Genomic DNA, 16,181 nt, shown 5'->3' with positions numbered 1-16,181 from the left:
CACGAGAGAGATGCAGACAGCCCGAGACAAGATTCGCGAACTGCGTGCCCTGCACGAAGATGGCCTGTTAAGCCTGCAAGAGTTCGACCGCCGCAAGAATGCCATCCTGGACGCTGAATACGCGCCGCCGGGAGGGGCAGCAGCGCCCATCACCATCCTGCGCCAGGGCACCGAGCTTGGCCTGATGGTGGGCCAGGAGATCGGCCCGCACAACCGGCGCTACCGGCTGGAGCGACTGATCGGCATGGGCGGCATGGGCCAGGTGTGGCAAGCCACCGACCTGGCGACCCACGCGGAGCTGGGCCACAGCGCCGTGGTCGCGCTGAAGATCCTGCCGCCGCAGCTGACGCAAAGCCCGGTTCACGCCAAGCTGCTGATCGAGGAAGCCACCCAGGCGCGCCGCCTGGCGCATGACAATATCGTGCGGGTCTACGAATGGGCGCAGGACCCGGCCACCTCCAGCTATTTCATCATCATGGAATGCCTGGAAGGCCAGGACCTGGAGGCCTGGCTGGCGCAGCATGGCAAGGCCACGCCGGCCCAGGTCGAGCAGATGCTGCGGCCGGTGGCCGATGCGCTGCAATATGCCTGGGACAAGCATCGCCTGGTGCACCGCGACCTCAAGCCGGGCAATGTGTTCCTGACCAAGGCCGGCGAAATCAAGCTGCTCGACTTCGGCATCGCTTCGCGCGCGCGTTCGACCGGCACCGACCTTGGCCTGGCGACTCCGAATGCCGGTACTGCCGGCTACCGCGCACCGGAGGCCGGCACCAGCCAGGGCGCGCCGCGTCCGCAGCTGGATGTCTATGCGGTAGCGGTGATGATCTACCAGCTGCTGGAGGGGCGCCTGCCGTTCGACCAGCATACCGCTTTGCTCGAACCGGCCAAACCCGCCGCGCTCAACGCGCAGCAATGGGAGGTGCTGAAGCGCGGCTTCGCCAACCGTGCCGGTGAGCGGCCGCAATCGGTGGCCGAATTGCTGGACGCCCTGAAGCAGGCCGCCGAGCCGAGTGCCGAAGAAGCCGCCCAGCGTGAAGCGGCACGCAAGGCCGAACGGGCCGAGGCGGAGCAGCAGGAACGCGAGGCGCGTGCCGCGCGCGAACAACGGGCCCGTGCCGACGCCATCGCCCGCGCCGAGGAGGAAGAAGTCCGGCGCCAGAAGGAAGTGGAACTGGCCACGCGGCGCAAGGCCGAAGCCCTGGCCGCGTCGCAGGAAAAGGCCCGCCAGGAGCAACTGCGCCGCGATCAGGAAAAGCAGCGCAAGGCGCAGGCCGAGCAGGAAGCGAAGGAGCGCAAGGAAAGCCTGCGCCAGCAACTGTTGGCCCGCCGCGATGCTGATGCGTTGAAAGCGCGCCAGGCCGAGGAAGAATACCAGCGCAAGATGGCGCAACTGAAGGCGGAAGCGGCCTATCGCGCCGAGCAGGAGCGCCACCGTAAGGAGCAGGCCGCACGCAAGGCGGCCGAGCTGGCGGCGCTACTGCCTACCGCCAGCAGCCCGGTGGCCGATGCGGAAGGAGTGCTGCGCGACCGCTTCACCGACGGCAGCGGCGTGGGGCCGGACCTGGTGCTGATCCCGACCGGCCGTTTCCAGATGGGCTCTTCCGAGCATGAGCACAAGATCGCGGTCAAGGCAGGCGCCCAGAAAACCTGGCTGGACAAGGAACTGCCGGCGCACTGGGTCGGCATCGAGCAGTCCTTCGCGCTGGGCCGCTACCCGGTGACCGTGGGTGAGTGGCGTGCTTTCGTGAGCGCGACAGGCTGGCAATCGAAGCTGGATGTGGACTGGCAGCAGCCGGGCTTTGCGCAGGACGACCGGCATCCCGCGGTGTGCGTCAGCTGGCATGACGCCCACCTTTACCTGCAATGGCTTAGCGAGAAAACCGGCCAGGATTACTGCTTGCCGAGCGAAGCGGAATGGGAATATGCCTGCCGCGCCGGCAGCCACACGGCATTCAGCTTCGGCGACGAAATCACACCGGAGCATGCTAACTACGACGGCCATTTCACCTACAACGATGGTCCCAAAGGCATCTGCCATGGCGGCACCACGCGTGTCGGCAGCTACCAGCCCAACCCTTGGGGCCTGTTCGACATGCATGGCAATGTCTGGGAATGGACGCAGGATACGGTGCACGACAATTACCTCGGCGCGCCGATCGATGGCAGTGCGTGGGAGCAGGGCGGCGACAAGGCCCGCCGCATCCTGCGTGGCGGCGCCTGGCTGTACCAGCCGCGCTATCTCCGTTCGGCGCTGCGCAATGGCTATTCGGCACTGCTGGCGAATGACGTCGTGGGCTTCCGCGTAGCACGCAAGTTGGTGTAAATTGCCGGATAAGCCAACAAGCCAACCAGCAGGAAATCAATATGACCGTTAAAGTAGCCCGCGACCAGTCGCTTCCAATGCGCAGCATCCTGCACGTGCGCAACCACATCGTCTCCGTCGACGGCACGCTCGAAGAAGGCGGCAACGACGCCGGCCCTTCGCCGCACGACCTGTACGACGCCGCCGTCAGCGCCTGCAAGGCCCTGACCGTGATCTGGTACGCCCGCCGCAAAGGCATTCCAGTCGAAGATGTGCAGGTCACCACCGAACGCGATGCGAGCGAAGAGCGCAAGGGCGTGTACCGTCTCGCAGCGACGCTGCACCTGAGCGGCGAGCTGACCGAAGAACAGCGGGAGGAGTTGCTGGCCATCTCGCAGAAGTGCCCGGTGCACAAGCTGATGACGGCCGTGACCACTGAAATCTCCACCAGACTGGGATAAAGCCATGAGCATCGCGCAACTTCTGAAGGGCCACGAGAAGGACCTGGGCGGCGGCTTCGTCGTACGCCGTTATTTGCCGGCGGCAGTCAAGCAGGCGGTAGGCCCATTCATTTTCTTCGACCATTTCGGTCCGGTCGATGTACCGGCCGATGCCGACCATGACGTGCGGCCGCACCCGCATATCGGCCTGGCTACAGTCACCTACCTGTTCGAAGGGGCAATGGAGCACCGCGACAGCCTGGGCACGCTGCAGCGCATCGAACCGGGCGCCATCAACTGGATGACGGCCGGCCGCGGTATCGTGCATTCCGAGCGCACCCCGAAAGACCTGGTGGGCGTACCGCACCGCACCCACGGCCTGCAGCTGTGGGCTGCGCTGCCCAAGGCGCATGAGGAGGACGAGCCTTCGTTCGCCCACACGCCGGCGGCGGCGATTCCGGAGGTGGTCGTCGACGGCGCCAAAATACGCGTACTGATTGGTTCCGCTTTTGGCCACAGTTCGCCGGTCAAGACCTTCAGCCAGACGCTGTACCTGGACGTGAGCCTGAAAGCGGGACAGCAACTGGCCCTGGACGGTTTGCCGCCGGAAGCCGCCATCTATCCGGTCAGCGGTTCGGTCGAGGTAGACGGCGCTGCCGTGCCACACAACACCATGGCCTTGCTCAGTAGCTCGGCTTCGCAGCGCGTAACGGCAAGCACCGATGCGCAGTTCATCATCATCGGCGGCGAGCCGCTGGATGGCCAGCGCTTCCTGTTCTGGAATTTTGTTTCGTCGAGCAAGGAGCGCCTGATCAAGGCGGCCGACGATTGGGAAGCGCAGCGCTTCGACAAGGTTCCCGGCGAGACGGAATTCATTCCGCTGCCGAAAAGGCCTTCCGCCGCGACTTAAGCGGTGGCTTCGGCCGGCGGCAAGTGCGCGGCGCCGCTGCGCACGATCCAGTGTTCCGGGTAAGGATCGCTGGCGAATCGGGTATGGGCCGGCACGCGGCTCAGTTTTTCCTGCTTCGGCGTTGGCGCTAGCGCGGTTTCCTTGCCGCTGAGCTGGTCGATGTGCCAGAAACCGCCCTGGTGGTGCATCAGCAGCGGCAGGCTGGATGCTTTCGGCAGCGCGTGGTGGCGCGGCAGCGGGTAGCCGGGATGGGTATCCGACGCCAGCAGCACGAAGCACTCGGCGCGCGCACCTTCGTCGATTCGATGCAGGATCACGCCGTGCGGCATGACGGCGCTGACTTCCAGCAGCGCGATACCCTTGATGCTGGCGCTCATTTCAATCTTCATTCCGGTGCGCAGCGGCACAGGTTTATTCTTGCCCGGCCAGACGCCGTCCAGCAGTACGCCGTAACGCGATACGTCCTCGATTTCGAAACCGTTGCGGGTGCGGCGGATCACCGCGTGGCGGCCGGACAGGCGGCGCGTCAGGCCGGCAGAATCGGGACCTTCGGCGCTGAAGTGATGCAGCAGCACGTCCGCTTCAGGATCGGCCAGTTCGAAGCGGCCGAACGATACTTCTTCCATCGCGAACAGGCGGATGTGGCGGCAGGCGCCGTTTTCCGGGGCGGCGTTGATGAAGCTTGCAGCCAGGGTAGGGTGGGGGTGCGAAGGTCCGCTGCGCGGCTGCTCGATCTCGATCAGGTCTTCATCCCAGGCGATGGTCGAATAGCCAACATCCACCTTGCCCGCCGGCGCGCCAAGGTCGAGCTGGGCGATGCCGGCGTTGCGGGCGGTGACGTCGATGTCCATGGTATTGCCGCCCTGGGCCGACACGCGGGCAATCGCGGCATCGTCGGCCATCACGCGCACGTTCTTGTGGGTGCTGAGGAAGGTACGGTGGATTTCACTCAGGCTGGCATCGACGCGCGGCACAAGGATGACAAAAGTGCATTCCCACTGGCGTTGCGCGGTGTCGTCCTTGCTGACGATCTCGGCGTGGATCTGGTACTGGCCATGCTCCTTGCCGCGCGAGGAGAATTCCACGAACACCGGGCGCCAGTCGCCGTGCACGGAGCGGATGAATTGCTGCTGCAAGGAGCCGTGCGGGATCAGTTCCGAGCGCAGGCGGATCGACAAATGCGGTGCGCAATCCTGCGGCATGCCGCGCAATTCCATCTTGAGTGACTGGCGACCGCCTGCCGCGCGCGGATCAAAGCCGCTGATATGCAGTTGCGGGTAGACGCGTGCCGGCGCCGAATAGCCAGCCAGCGGGATGGTCTGCGGGCCGCTGCGGGCGTTGCGCATCGAGTGCAGCAGCTCGAAGCTGCCGCCTTCCGCCTCTGCTGCCGGCTGGGCATGGCCGCCGGCGCAAGTGCTTTCCCCTGGCATGACCCAGTAGGTGCAATGCGGATGGTCTGGGTTACAGCACTTGTTCATGGAAAGACGTTTTGAGGGATACCGCAACTTTACGCGTTTACCCCGTTGCTTGGCAACACGCCTTTCCTTGGATAAAGGGCCTTTTTACCCCTGTATTCGCCGTGCGCCAAAAGCGCAACATTTTGTTGCCTTAATGTTATGCCTCTGGGCGAAAAAAATGGGGACGTGCCCCATTTTTTTAGTGTTTGATTACCAACGGCCGTGACCGTGGCCATGTCCGTGGCCGCGGTAGTGGCGGTCACCGTAGTAGTACACCGGGCGCGGTTCGACGTAGACCGGTGCTGGCTGGTAGTACACACGTGGCGCTGGTTCGTAGTACACGCGTGGCGGCGGGTTGTAGTAGACCGGGGCCGGCTCGTAGTAGACCGGCGCCGGCTGCGAGTACACGCGGGTCTCGACGTAGCCGCGGTTGTGGCGGCCGCCGCCGGACAGGGAATTACCAACCGCAGCGCCTACCAGGCCGCCGACCACCGCACCGCCGGTACCACCGTTGTGGTTGCCGATCGCGGCGCCAATCACGGCACCCGCAGCGGTGTTGAAGTCACGGTCGCCCGCAGCAAAAGCGGCGGAGGAGACGGTCAGGGCTGCGCCCATCAGCATCAGCCCGGCAAATCGTTTGTTGAACATGGTAATTCCCCTTTCAATCTTTATTGGAGTGTAGATTAGCGACCGGCGAAAAATTGCGCCAGTGCATATACACATTCTTACAAACTCCACGGTGGAGAGAGATTTGTATCCTTAAGTTGAACTCCCTGCACAATCTTGGCAAATACGCTATTGTGTCAAGTTCCGAGCGAAACTTAACCTTCTCACAGGAAACGCATGAACCTCCGCAAGCCCGCACTTTCCGCCCTGTTTGTCTGCCTGCTGGGCGCAGGTTTCTCCGGCATCGCGAGTGCCGCCAACCCGAACGACGCAGCCACCCTCGGCAAGATCCGCGATGCCGCGATGCAGAGCGATTACTCCTATCAGCGCCTGGAAGACCTGACCGACCTGGTGGGCCCGCGACTGTCCGGTTCCGTGGGCGGTGCAGCTGCGGTAGAGCAGGTGGCAGCGGCGATGCGCGCCCTGGGTGCCAAAGTTACCTTGCAACCGGTCAAGGTGCCGCATTGGGTGCGCGGTGAAGAGAAGGCCGAACTGGTGGATTACAAGGGCCGCCCGGCCAACATCACCCAGCGCGTGGTGCTGACGGCGCTCGGCGGCTCCGGCGCCACGCCGGCCGCTGGCCTGACCGCGCCGATCGTACTGGTGCGCGATTTCGATGAACTGAAAGCCCGCGCGGCGGAAGTGAAGGGTGCCATCGTGCTGTTCGACGTGGCGTTCGACCAGGGCATGGCGGACCGCGGCCTGGCTGGCAACGCTTACGGCCAGGGTTCTCGCTATCGCAGCAACGGTCCGCGCATGGCGGCCGAACTGGGTGCTGTGGCTGCGCTGGTGCGCTCGGTCGGCGGCGCCGATTACCGCCTGCCGCATACCGGCGCCACGATTCTGAAAGACGACCAGCGCATTCCCGCCGCCGCCGTGACGGCGGAAGATGCGATGCTGATCGGCCGCCTGATGAAGCGCGGTGCAGTCAGGATGAAGCTGACCTTGACCCCGCAAATCCTGCCGGATGCCGACACCTTCAACGTGATTGCCGACCTGCCGGGCACGGACAAATCCGACGAGGTCGTCATCGTATCCGGTCACCTGGATTCGTGGGACCTGGCAACTGGGGCGCATGACGACGGCACCGGCGTCACCACTTCGATGGGCGTGATCGAGACCATCAAGAAGCTGGGCCTGCAACCGCGCCGCACCATCCGTATGGTGGCCTGGGCGAACGAAGAGAATGGCCTGAAGGGCGGCAATACCTACTACGAAGCGCACAAGGACAAGCTGGAAAAGCAGTTCGCTGCAATCGAGACCGATGGCGGCGTGGGCCGCACCTTTGGCATCATGGGCAGCGTGCGGCGCGAAGCGGAGAAGTATTTCGCACCGGTGAGCAATGCGCTGCTGCCGATCGGCGCCGGCGTGTTCAACCGCCGCGACTCGGCATCGGGTTCGGACGTGCACCAGCTGGAGGCGGGCGGTGTGCCATCCTTCATGCCGTACGTCGACACCAGTGCCTACTTCGACTACCACCACACGCCGGCCGATACCTTCGACAAGGTGGATCCGGTGAATATGAAGAAGCACGTGGCCGTGATGTCGGCGCTGGCCTGGTACCTGGCCAACACCGACGATCCGATCGGCCGCTCGCCTGAGCCGTTGAAGTAATTACAGTGCGTTGAGGGGGATCTTGAGGTAACGCACGCCGTTATCCTCGGCCTCCGGCAGGTGGCCGGCGCTGAGATTGACCTGGATCGCAGGCAGGATCAGCACCGGCATCTGCAGCGTGGCATCGCGCTTGGTGCGCATGGCCACGAATTCTTCTTCGCTGACACCGTCGCGGATGTGGATGTTCGCGGCGCGCTGCTCGGCCACCGTGACTTCCCAGCGCGGCTCGCGGCCGGCAGGCGGGTAGTCGTGGCACATGAACAGGCGGGTTTCCGGCGGCAGCGACAGCAGGCGGTGCACCGATTTGTACAGGTCGCCTGCGCAGCCACCCGGGAAGTCGCAGCGCGCGCTGCCCACGTCCGGCATGAACATCGTATCGCCGACAAACACCGCATCGCCTACCTGGTAAGCCATGTCGGCCGGCGTATGGCCCGGCACGTGCATTGCGCGCGCCTTCAGGTTTCCGATCATGAATTCTTCATCGGCCTCGAACAGATGGCCGAACTGCGAACCGTCTTCCTTCTCGCCCTTGCGGTTGAAGATCGCCGAGAAGGCATGCTGCACCTTGCAGATGCCGGCACCAATGCCGATGCGTCCCCCCAGCTTCTCTTGCAGGTAGGGCGCGGCCGACAGGTGGTCGGCGTGGGCGTGGGTTTCCAGCAGCCAGCTCACGTTCAGGCCATGTTCGCGCACGAAGGCGATGACCTTGTCGGCGGCGGTAGTCGCGGTGCGGCCGGCCTTCGGATCGTAATCAAGGACTGAATCGACGATGGCGCACTGGCCGCCGTCCGCCTCGTAAATGACATAGCTGACAGTGGATGTAACGGGGTCGAAGAACCCCTGAATCTCAGGCTTCATTTCGCAGACTTCGTATCAGGATAGTAGGATGATTCAAGCCCAACTATTATAAAGAATCCTGATATAGCGGGCGAGGCTTATTCGTTTTACGATGCAAGCCATTGGTGTGGCGGGGAAAACTGTCGCCGTGATAAGATTTTCGACAGTGCTTCCTGAAAGAGAGGCCGCCATGCCCAAAGCAGGCTATTCACTGAAGTGGGGACTGGTCACTGGCTGTATCTGCAGCCAGTCGCTAGCGGCAGTTGCGGCTGCCGGCGGCGCAGCCACGCCGGAAAACTTTGCCAACCTGTCGCTCGAAGAATTGAGCGACGTGCGCGTGGTGTCCGTTTCAAAACGCGAAGAGCGGCTGGGCGATGCCCCGGCTTCGATATTCGTGATCTCCGCCGACGACATCCGGCGCAGCGGCGCGCGCAGCCTGGCCGAAGCGCTGCGCATGGCGCCCAACCTGCATGTGGCACAGACACCAGCCGGCAATTACACCATCACCGCGCGCGGCTTCGCAGGCAACAGCGCCAACAAGCAGTTGGTGATGATCGACGGCCGCTCGGTATATACCCCGCTACTTTCAGGGGTGTCGTGGGACGTGCAGCAGGTCCCGATGGACGCCATCGAGCGCATCGAAGTGGTCAGCGGGCCGGGCGGCACACTGTGGGGCACCAATGCCGTCAATGGCGTGATCAACGTGATTACCAAACCTGCGGCCTCCACGCTTGGCGCGATGGCCGACCTGCGCTGGGGGCAGGAGCAGTCCGGCGCTGCCTTCCGCTATGGCGCAGCAATGGAGGACGGCGCGTGGCGGGCTTATGGCATGGACTACGCCTTGCCGCATGGCGAAACGCTGGCCGGCAAGGCACTGGGCGACGCCTGGCACAATGCACAGGCGGGATTCCGTGCCGATTGGCTGCGCGGCAGCGACGCGCTCACAGTGCAGGGCGATGCCTACCGCATCGGCGCCGGGCAGGTCGTGACAGCGCCTGCCGTCCCTTTGCCCGCGGCATCCATGCGCGGCGCCAACCTGATGGGGCATTGGACCCGCCAGCTCTATGGCGGCGCCAGTGTGTCCCTGCTGGCTTATTACGACCGAACGGAGCGCGACCAGACAGGCTCCTATAAAGAGAACCTGGACGTCGCCGACCTGCAAGCGCTCTACAACTTCGCAGCGCTCGGCCGGCACACGCTGGCGGCGGGCGCCGAGTACCGCTTCGCACGCGATCGGGTACGGGTCACCAGCGGCACCGCATTCCGTCCTGAGCGCGCCACCATGCATTGGACCAGCCTGTTCGGGCAGGATACCATCGCCCTCGGCGAGCAGTTGAACCTGACGGCCGGCCTGCGTATCGAGCGCAATATGTACACCGGTACGGAATTCCTCCCCAACCTGCGGCTGGCGTGGAAAGCGACGCCTTCGACTTCGTGGTGGGCCGCTTTGTCGCGCACGGTGCGCGCGCCCTCGCGCGTCGACCGCGAAATATATCTCGATGCCGGTCCGCGCGGCAGGCTGACCGGGGGCCCGACTTTCCAGTCCGAGACGGCCCGGGTGCTGGAAATCGGATTGCGCCAGCAATTCGGTAACCGCGCCAGCTATTCGCTCACCGCTTATCGTGCCCTGTACGACAAACTGCGCACCATCAAGCCGGTTGCCCCGCTGGTTTTTGAGATCGGCAATGGCATGGAGGGCGAAACGCGCGGCTTGGAAGCATGGGGCAGCTACCAGGCCACGCCGGACTGGCGGCTCAGCGCGGGCCTGACGCTGACGCATGAAGAGTTTTCGCTCAAACCGGGAGAAGCCGATTTCGGCAACCTCTCGGTAAGGGGGAATTGGGATCCGCGCCGTGTGGCGAAATTGCGTTCCTCGTACACGCTGGGCGAAGGGCGAGACCTGGACCTGACCTTGCGCTACGTCGGCCCGCTGCGCTTCACCGCGGTGGCCGGCTACACGGCGCTGGATATCAACTTCAACTGGCAGCTGAAGCCGGGCCTGGAACTGGCGCTGGGCGCCAGCAACGCGTTGGACCGGGATCACGAGGAATTCAGTGGCGCCACCCGGCTGGCGTTGGGGCGCGGCGCCTACGTCAGGGTGATAAGCCGCTTCTAAGGCGGTCATGGTAATATCGCTGCCCATGAAATCCATGATCCGTGTCATTGCGCTTTGGCTGATGCTGGTGGCTTTGCCCTTCCAGGGCTTCGCCTCGGCCAGCATGCTGCTGTGCGCTACGGGCAGTCCTGCCAAGCCGGCCGCCCAGGCGGTGCCGGGCGGCGAGCACGATCATGCGGCGATGCTGGCCTCTGCCCAGCAGGCCGGTGACAGCGGCACCCATTGCGCCGGCAGTGCGCATGGCAGCGCAATGGGCGATTGCTGCGTCGGCGCGGCACTGGCCTACAGCTTGCTGCAACCCGTCTCTCATCCCCAGCTTGCCGAGCGCCTGCTGTTGCCCGAACCGGTGCCACCGCTGCCGGTCCACCTTGCTCTTCCCAAACGCCCGCCGCGGGCGATCCTCGCCTGATCCATGCCAGCCGTGGCGGCTGGCCCTATCCTGCGCCCCCGCTCAGGACGACCAAGCATTGGAAAGACAAACATGAACCAAGCATTCAAGCTGGCGGCGATGGCCGCCGCGGCAGCGCTGCTCTCCGGTTGCGCCACGTTCTCGGATGATGGCGGCTTCGGCGCAGTGGCACAAGCCACCAAGAGCCGCAGCGGCGCCGAGACCCGCCTGCTGCGCAACGAGGACGACCGGCGCGCGCTGGAAGAACAATTGAAAAAGCTGCTGGCCGAGCCGCTTAGCGCCGACGCGGCAGTCCAGATCGCACTATTGAATAACCGCGGCCTGCAAGCGCGCTACTGGGACCTCGGCATCGCCGAAGCGGAACTGGTGCAGGCCGGCCGCCTGGCCAACCCCGGCTTCAGCTTCAAGCGCACGCATGGCGCTGGCGAAGTTGGCATCGAGCGCACCTTGAGCATGAACTTCATCCAGTTGCTCACGCTGCCGCTGGCCAGCCGCATCGAGTCCCAGCGTTTCGAGCAGGTGAAGCTGGAACTGGCCGGCCAAGCTGTCGCGCTGGTGCACCAGGCGCGCCTGGCCTGGATCGAAGCTGTGGCCGCGCAGCAGGGCGTCGAGTATGCCCAGCAGATCAGCGATGCGGCAGATGCCAGCGGTGAGCTGGCGCGCCGCATGCAGGCCGCCGGCAACTGGAGCAAATACGATGCCGCCAAGGAGCAAGCCTTTCACGCCGATGCCATGGCCGACGTGGCGCGTGCCCGCAAGGCTGCCACCGCCAGCCGCGAAAAACTCACCCGCATCCTCGGCCTGTCCGGTGCCGAAGCCATGGCTTACCGCTTACCGGGGCGCTTGCCCGAGCTCCCGGCAAGTCCGCGCAAGGTGGACGATGCCGAAGCTGTCGCCATGCGCGACCGCCTGGACCTGCAGGCGGCCCGCCTGTCCTCGGAACGCACGGCCAAGTCCCTGGGCCTGACCAGGACCACGCGCTTCATCAACGTGCTGGAATTGAGCGGTATCAGCGAGCGCGATGGCGAGCGCCGTTCGCACGGTTATGAGATTTCAGTGGAGGTGCCGCTGTTCGACTGGGGCGGCGCCCGCGTGGCCCATGCCGAGGCGACCTATATGCAGTCGCTTAACCTGTTGGCCGCGGCGGCAGCCAATGCCCGCAGCGAGGCGCGCGAAAGCTATCAGGACTACCAGGCTTCCTACGAGCTGGCCAGGCATTACCGCGACGTGGTGATCCCGCTGCGGCAGAAGATCTCCGAAGAGACCCTGTTGCGCTACAACGGCATGCTGCTGTCGGTGTTCGAGCTGCTGGCCGATGCCCGCGAACAGGCAGCCGCCGTCAATAACACCATCACCGCGCTGAAGGAATACTGGATCGCGGACGCCAATCTGGATGCCGCGATTGGCGGTAAAGGAGTACAGCAATGAATAGTCCTGTCAACAAGCGCCGATCTTTCCTGGCCAATGGCGCCGCCGCCCTGATTGGAGCGGGCCTGGTGAGCCGTGCCGGTGCTGCCGGCTTGCCGGAGGCGCCGCTTCAATCGAACGCTTCGACCGCCCCGCCCCTGATGCCGCCTAACGGCCGTCCCTACAATCCGGTGGTGACCCTGAATGGCTGGAGCCTGCCGTGGCGCATGAAGGACGGCGTCAAGGAATTCCACCTGGTTGCCGAGCCGGTGGTGCGCGAAATTGCGCCCGGCATGTACGCCAAGATGTGGGGCTATAACGGCCAGAGCCCTGGGCCGACCATCGAGGTGGTGGAGGGCGACCGTGTGCGCATCTTCGTCACCAACAAGCTGCCGGAGCATACCAGCGTGCACTGGCATGGCCAGATCCTGCCGAGCGGGATGGATGGCGTGTCCGGCGTGAGCCAGCCTGCAATCCAGCCGGGCAAGACCTTCGTCTACGAGTTTGTCGCAAGACATGCCGGTACTTTCATGTACCATCCCCATGCTGACGAGATGGTGCAGATGGCGATGGGCATGATGGGTTTCTGGGTGACCCACCCGAAAGATCCGCGCCAGCATGCGGTGGACCGCGATTTCGTGTTCCTCCTCAGCGCTTATGATATCGAACCGGGGAGCATGGTCCCCAAGGTCAACACGATGACTGACTTTAATATCTGGACATTCAATAGCCGCGTCTTCCCCGCTATCGACCCGCTGGTGGTGCGGCAGGGCGACCGCGTGCGCATCCGCGCCGGCAACCTGACCATGACCAACCACCCGGTCCACATCCACGGCCACCGCTTCGAAGTGACCGGCACCGACGGCGGCTGGGTGCCGCCGGCCGCGCGCTGGCCCGAGGTCACTACCGATGTCGCGGTAGGCCAGATGCGCGCCATCGAATTCATTGCCGACAATCCGGGCGACTGGGCCTTCCACTGCCACAAATCGCACCACACCATGAACGCCATGGGCCACAACGTGCCAACGCTGATCGGAGTGGACCACAAAGGCGTGGCCGAGAAGATCAACAAGCTGGTGCCGGGCTATATGGTAATGGGCGACAAGGGCGGTTCGATGGGCGGCATGGAGATGGAAATCCCCGAGAATACGCTGCCGATGATGACCGGAACCGGACCGCATGGCGAGATCGAGATGGGCGGCATGTTTACGCTGATGAAGGTCCGTGCGGACCAGAAGAAGGGCGATTACACCGATCCGGGCTGGTACAAGGCGCCGCCAGGCACCACGGCTTACGAGTGGACCGGCGAATTGCCGCCGCCCGTTTCCGCGCCCAACGCGGCGCCGCCTGCCGGTGTCAAACCGGTGGAAGTAACCCGCGACAAGAAGGGGCACGACCATCATTAAGCAATTGCGCTACCTGGGGAAGTGGAGCCTGCTGGCCGGCATCGTCGCGGTGCTGGCGGGAAGCGCTTCCGCTTTCTTCCTGGTGGCGCTGGACGTAGCCACCGCGTGGCGTGAAGCCTATCGTTGGGTGGTGTGGCTGCTGCCGCTGGCCGGTTTTGCCGTCGGCTGGATCTACCTTCAGGTGGGCAGCCGCGTCGAGGCGGGCAATAACCTGCTGATCGACGAGATCCACGATCCCAAGAACGTAGTGCCGCTGCGGCTTGCGCCGCTGATCCTGTGCAGCACCGTGGTGTCGCATCTGTTCGGCGCCTCGGTCGGACGCGAAGGCACGGCGGTGCAGATGGGCGGCGCGCTGGCCGACCAGTTGACCCACGTATTCCGCCTGCCGCGCGAGGACCGCAGCACGCTGCTGATGGCTGGCATCAGCGCCGGTTTCGCTTCCGTGTTCGGTACGCCGCTGGCGGGCGCGATCTTCGGGCTGGAAGTATTGGTGGTAGGGCGCATGCGCTTTACCGCGATTTATCCCTGCATGCTGGCGGCGGTGCTGGCCGACCAGGTCACACGTGCCTGGGGCGTGGGGCATACGCATTACCCTGCCGGTACGCTCGGTGCGCCCGACGGCCCGCTGCTGTTGGCGCTGGCCGGCATCGTCGCCGCGGGCGTCGTGTTCGGCCTGGTGGGGCGTGCATTTGCCCTCGCTGCACATGGCTTGTCGGCATGGTTCAAGGCCCGCTTTGCCTATGCGCCGCTGCGGCCCCTGGTCGGCGGCGCGATCATCGCGCTGGTGGTGGGAGCCGGCGGCGCGGCCGGCATCGACTTCCACCGTTATCTTGGCCTGGGCATCGGACCCATGGTGGAAGCTTTCCGCGTGCCGCTCGACTGGTGGGACTGGATTGGGAAACTCGTGTTCACCGTCGGTTCGCTGGGCTCGGGGTTCAAAGGCGGAGAAGTGACGCCGCTGTTCAATATCGGCGCCACACTGGGCAACGTTCTTGCCCCGATCCTGCACCTGCCATTCCCGCTGCTGGCGGCAGTCGGGTTCGTTGCAGTGTTTGCCGGTGCGGCCAAGACGCCGCTGGCCTGCACCGTAATGGCGATGGAATTGTTCGGGCCCGCCATCGGCCCTTACGCTGCGCTGGCGTGCGCGGTTGCCTTCATGTTCTCAGGCCAGGCGGGAATTTACCGCGCGCAGCGACGAGAATTGCCAGACCGGCCATCAGCATAGCGTATTGCCCAGGCTCCGGAACGGGCAAGGGCTCGCCGCCAACCGTGATGGCATCGAAGGCCAGGCCGGAATCGAAGTCCTGGTCGTCCCAGTTGGTCACGCCGAATTCGAGCCGGTATTTGCCTGCCTTGGCAATGGCGTATTGCGCCCTGACCCAGCCCGTGGCGCCGCATCCGATGTCATAGCATTCATCCGAATCCGGCCCCAGCGGTGCCCACTTGGTCTGGCCGGGAGCGACGGCGACTGGGAAGGGGGTAAGCGTTGCTGCGGGCGCCGGCATCTCGAAGCCGGGGATGGCATTGCCATTGTCGTTGGTGCGGGCGGTGAACAATAGCGCCACCTGCTTGTCGTCGGCATCGAGCAGGCGCGCCCACGCGTAGTCGGCATAACCCGCGCCGTCGGTTGTCACGTAGTCGAAGCGGAAATCGAGCGCTGCGTTGGCGTCGGCCATGAAAGAGACCGAACGCAGGATCGAGCCGTTCGTTGCATTGCCCAGGCCACCGACGCCAGGCAGTGCCACCTCGCTGGTGGAGTTGTAGCTGGAGATCCAGCCATAGGCGCTGCCGCCGCCTGGCGCGAGGCCGACGACGCCGTCGGCACCCAAGGTGCCGCATTTGCCGGTGCAGCGCCATGGTGCTGGGAGGCCATTGTCAAAGGTGCCGGAAAAAGCAGGCGCGGCCAGTGCCGAGAATGCCGCGCAAGTGGCGAGCATCAGAAAGTTTCTTATCTTCATTTCGCAGCCCCGTCGAAGAGAACGCCATCATTCTCCACGCACAGGGCGCATCTGCCGAAAGACTGTCGCTATCGTGCGGATCAAGCCAATAGCCAGTTTCGCTCAGGCACGTCCAAGCTGGCCTACCTGAATGGAGCGGCTGGGCCTGGCCAGACAGTGTCGGCCAATGGGCGGCCCTGGCATTGCGATGGATCGACCAGGGTGCCGGTCTGGACGCCGCGGCAGACCCAGATCTGGCTGCCGTTTTCGCCCGTGTAGCGGTCCCATGCCCATTCACGGTCGGTATGCGGGGCGTAGCTCGGTTCGGAATACCAGTCGTCGCCGTACAGGCCGATCGTGCCGCCGACCCCGATGCTGACATCGTTATGCTTGCTGGCCGCTACGGCTAACGCGACCACGCCGGCCGCGACGCCAACCGATACCCAGGTTTCGCGCTCTTTGATGACTTCTGGGCAAGATGCTTCCGCCACGCCGCGACGGCCCAGTTCCATGCGCAGGGCATTGGAAAAGTTCATGTCGGGCGAGCCGGTGGCAAGCGTCTTGCACATTTCGAACGCGCTGGCTGCCGATGGATTGGCGTAAAAGCTCTGCGCGCCGATGCCGGCGCAGCCAGTGAGGAGCGCAGCCAGTGCTGCGGCGGGAAGCAGGGTTTTCATCCT

General features: G+C 64.5%; 14 protein-coding genes. 9 read left to right on the top strand and 5 right to left on the bottom strand.

What is annotated here, in order from left to right; translation table 11 throughout:
• Positions 1 to 10 precede the first annotated feature (10 nt).
• Genes ACQ4MM_RS09660 through ACQ4MM_RS09650 form a run of 3 tightly spaced genes read left to right on the top strand, consistent with a single transcriptional unit; the run spans position 11 to position 3,652 of the window.
• Entirely contained in the window at positions 11 to 2,323 is a 2,313-nt protein-coding gene (locus ACQ4MM_RS09660) for an SUMF1/EgtB/PvdO family nonheme iron enzyme (RefSeq protein ID WP_431477167.1), read from the top strand.
• A 41-nt stretch (positions 2,324 to 2,364) separates the two neighbouring features.
• Positions 2,365 to 2,763, top strand: a complete 399-nt coding sequence (locus ACQ4MM_RS09655; protein ID WP_431477166.1) for an OsmC family protein — start codon at positions 2,365 to 2,367, stop codon at positions 2,761 to 2,763.
• Between the two features lie 4 nt (positions 2,764 to 2,767).
• Entirely contained in the window at positions 2,768 to 3,652 is an 885-nt protein-coding gene (locus ACQ4MM_RS09650) for a pirin family protein (protein ID WP_431477165.1), read from the top strand.
• Here ACQ4MM_RS09650 and ACQ4MM_RS09645 read toward each other — a convergent pair.
• The gene (locus ACQ4MM_RS09645) at positions 3,649 to 5,082 is read right to left on the bottom strand and encodes an FHA domain-containing protein (protein WP_431477164.1); all 1,434 of its coding nucleotides are present in this window, start codon (positions 5,080 to 5,082) and stop codon (positions 3,649 to 3,651) included. The genes ACQ4MM_RS09650 and ACQ4MM_RS09645 overlap by 4 nt on opposite strands.
• A gap of 237 nt (positions 5,083 to 5,319) precedes the next feature.
• Positions 5,320 to 5,757 (bottom strand): glycine zipper 2TM domain-containing protein, encoded by a 438-nt coding sequence (locus ACQ4MM_RS09640; protein WP_431477163.1) that lies wholly within the window; start codon positions 5,755 to 5,757, stop codon positions 5,320 to 5,322.
• Between the two features lie 195 nt (positions 5,758 to 5,952).
• On the opposite strand from ACQ4MM_RS09640, the gene ACQ4MM_RS09635 reads away from it, so the two are divergent.
• Complete coding sequence (locus tag ACQ4MM_RS09635; protein WP_431477162.1) at positions 5,953 to 7,389, top strand: M20/M25/M40 family metallo-hydrolase; 1,437 nt, start codon at positions 5,953 to 5,955, stop codon at positions 7,387 to 7,389.
• Here ACQ4MM_RS09635 and ACQ4MM_RS09630 read toward each other — a convergent pair whose 3' ends face one another.
• The gene (locus tag ACQ4MM_RS09630) at positions 7,390 to 8,247 is read right to left on the bottom strand and encodes an MBL fold metallo-hydrolase (protein ID WP_431477161.1); all 858 of its coding nucleotides are present in this window, start codon (positions 8,245 to 8,247) and stop codon (positions 7,390 to 7,392) included.
• A 169-nt stretch (positions 8,248 to 8,416) separates the two neighbouring features.
• Here ACQ4MM_RS09630 and ACQ4MM_RS09625 point away from each other — a divergent pair, with 169 nt between their 5' ends.
• From ACQ4MM_RS09625 to ACQ4MM_RS09605, 5 genes are all read left to right on the top strand, one after another.
• Entirely contained in the window at positions 8,417 to 10,342 is a 1,926-nt protein-coding gene (locus ACQ4MM_RS09625; protein WP_431477160.1) for a TonB-dependent receptor plug domain-containing protein, read from the top strand.
• A 25-nt stretch (positions 10,343 to 10,367) separates the two neighbouring features.
• Positions 10,368 to 10,751, top strand: a complete 384-nt coding sequence (locus tag ACQ4MM_RS09620) for a hypothetical protein (RefSeq protein WP_431477159.1) — start codon at positions 10,368 to 10,370, stop codon at positions 10,749 to 10,751.
• Between the two features lie 72 nt (positions 10,752 to 10,823).
• Entirely contained in the window at positions 10,824 to 12,179 is a 1,356-nt protein-coding gene (locus ACQ4MM_RS09615; RefSeq protein WP_431477158.1) for a TolC family protein, read from the top strand.
• Positions 12,176 to 13,564, top strand: a complete 1,389-nt coding sequence (locus ACQ4MM_RS09610) for a multicopper oxidase family protein (RefSeq protein WP_431477157.1) — start codon at positions 12,176 to 12,178, stop codon at positions 13,562 to 13,564. The genes ACQ4MM_RS09615 and ACQ4MM_RS09610 overlap by 4 nt, the downstream gene beginning before the upstream one ends.
• Positions 13,560 to 14,789 carry a voltage-gated chloride channel family protein gene (locus ACQ4MM_RS09605; protein WP_431477227.1) on the top strand — a complete coding sequence of 410 codons (1,230 nt, stop codon included), beginning with the start codon at positions 13,560 to 13,562 and terminating at the stop codon, positions 14,787 to 14,789. Before ACQ4MM_RS09610 ends, ACQ4MM_RS09605 begins: the two co-directional genes overlap by 5 nt.
• Here the strand turns inward: ACQ4MM_RS09605 and ACQ4MM_RS09600 are convergent.
• Together ACQ4MM_RS09600 and ACQ4MM_RS09595 are read right to left on the bottom strand one after the other, a co-directional pair.
• Entirely contained in the window at positions 14,719 to 15,501 is a 783-nt protein-coding gene (locus ACQ4MM_RS09600; RefSeq protein ID WP_431477156.1) for an NF038132 family protein, read from the bottom strand. The genes ACQ4MM_RS09605 and ACQ4MM_RS09600 overlap by 71 nt on opposite strands.
• Positions 15,502 to 15,644: 143 nt before the next feature.
• Complete coding sequence (locus ACQ4MM_RS09595) at positions 15,645 to 16,178, bottom strand: hypothetical protein (RefSeq protein ID WP_431477155.1); 534 nt, start codon at positions 16,176 to 16,178, stop codon at positions 15,645 to 15,647.
• Positions 16,179 to 16,181 lie beyond the last annotated feature (3 nt).

The sequence above is a fragment of the Massilia eburnea genome (assembly GCF_050709955.1).
Lineage (GTDB): Bacteria > Pseudomonadota > Gammaproteobacteria > Burkholderiales > Burkholderiaceae_D > Rugamonas > Rugamonas eburnea_A.
The sequence above is the reverse complement of the archived record's forward strand: the minus strand, read 5'-3'. Positions and strand labels throughout refer to the sequence as shown.

Coding starts and splice junctions, on each gene's coding strand:
- ACQ4MM_RS09640 (WP_431477163.1), bottom strand. CDS start 5,757: ATGTTCAACAAACGATTTGCCGGGCTGATGCTGATGGGCGCAGCCCTG.
- ACQ4MM_RS09595 (WP_431477155.1), bottom strand. CDS start 16,178: ATGAAAACCCTGCTTCCCGCCGCAGCACTGGCTGCGCTCCTCACTGGC.
- ACQ4MM_RS09655 (WP_431477166.1), top strand. CDS start 2,365: ATGACCGTTAAAGTAGCCCGCGACCAGTCGCTTCCAATGCGCAGCATC.
- ACQ4MM_RS09610 (WP_431477157.1), top strand. CDS start 12,176: ATGAATAGTCCTGTCAACAAGCGCCGATCTTTCCTGGCCAATGGCGCC.
- ACQ4MM_RS09635 (WP_431477162.1), top strand. CDS start 5,953: ATGAACCTCCGCAAGCCCGCACTTTCCGCCCTGTTTGTCTGCCTGCTG.
- ACQ4MM_RS09615 (WP_431477158.1), top strand. CDS start 10,824: ATGAACCAAGCATTCAAGCTGGCGGCGATGGCCGCCGCGGCAGCGCTG.
- ACQ4MM_RS09625 (WP_431477160.1), top strand. CDS start 8,417: ATGCCCAAAGCAGGCTATTCACTGAAGTGGGGACTGGTCACTGGCTGT.
- ACQ4MM_RS09660 (WP_431477167.1), top strand. CDS start 11: ATGCAGACAGCCCGAGACAAGATTCGCGAACTGCGTGCCCTGCACGAA.
- ACQ4MM_RS09645 (WP_431477164.1), bottom strand. CDS start 5,082: ATGCCAGGGGAAAGCACTTGCGCCGGCGGCCATGCCCAGCCGGCAGCA.
- ACQ4MM_RS09650 (WP_431477165.1), top strand. CDS start 2,768: ATGAGCATCGCGCAACTTCTGAAGGGCCACGAGAAGGACCTGGGCGGC.
- ACQ4MM_RS09630 (WP_431477161.1), bottom strand. CDS start 8,247: ATGAAGCCTGAGATTCAGGGGTTCTTCGACCCCGTTACATCCACTGTC.
- ACQ4MM_RS09600 (WP_431477156.1), bottom strand. CDS start 15,501: ATGCTCGCCACTTGCGCGGCATTCTCGGCACTGGCCGCGCCTGCTTTT.
- ACQ4MM_RS09620 (WP_431477159.1), top strand. CDS start 10,368: ATGAAATCCATGATCCGTGTCATTGCGCTTTGGCTGATGCTGGTGGCT.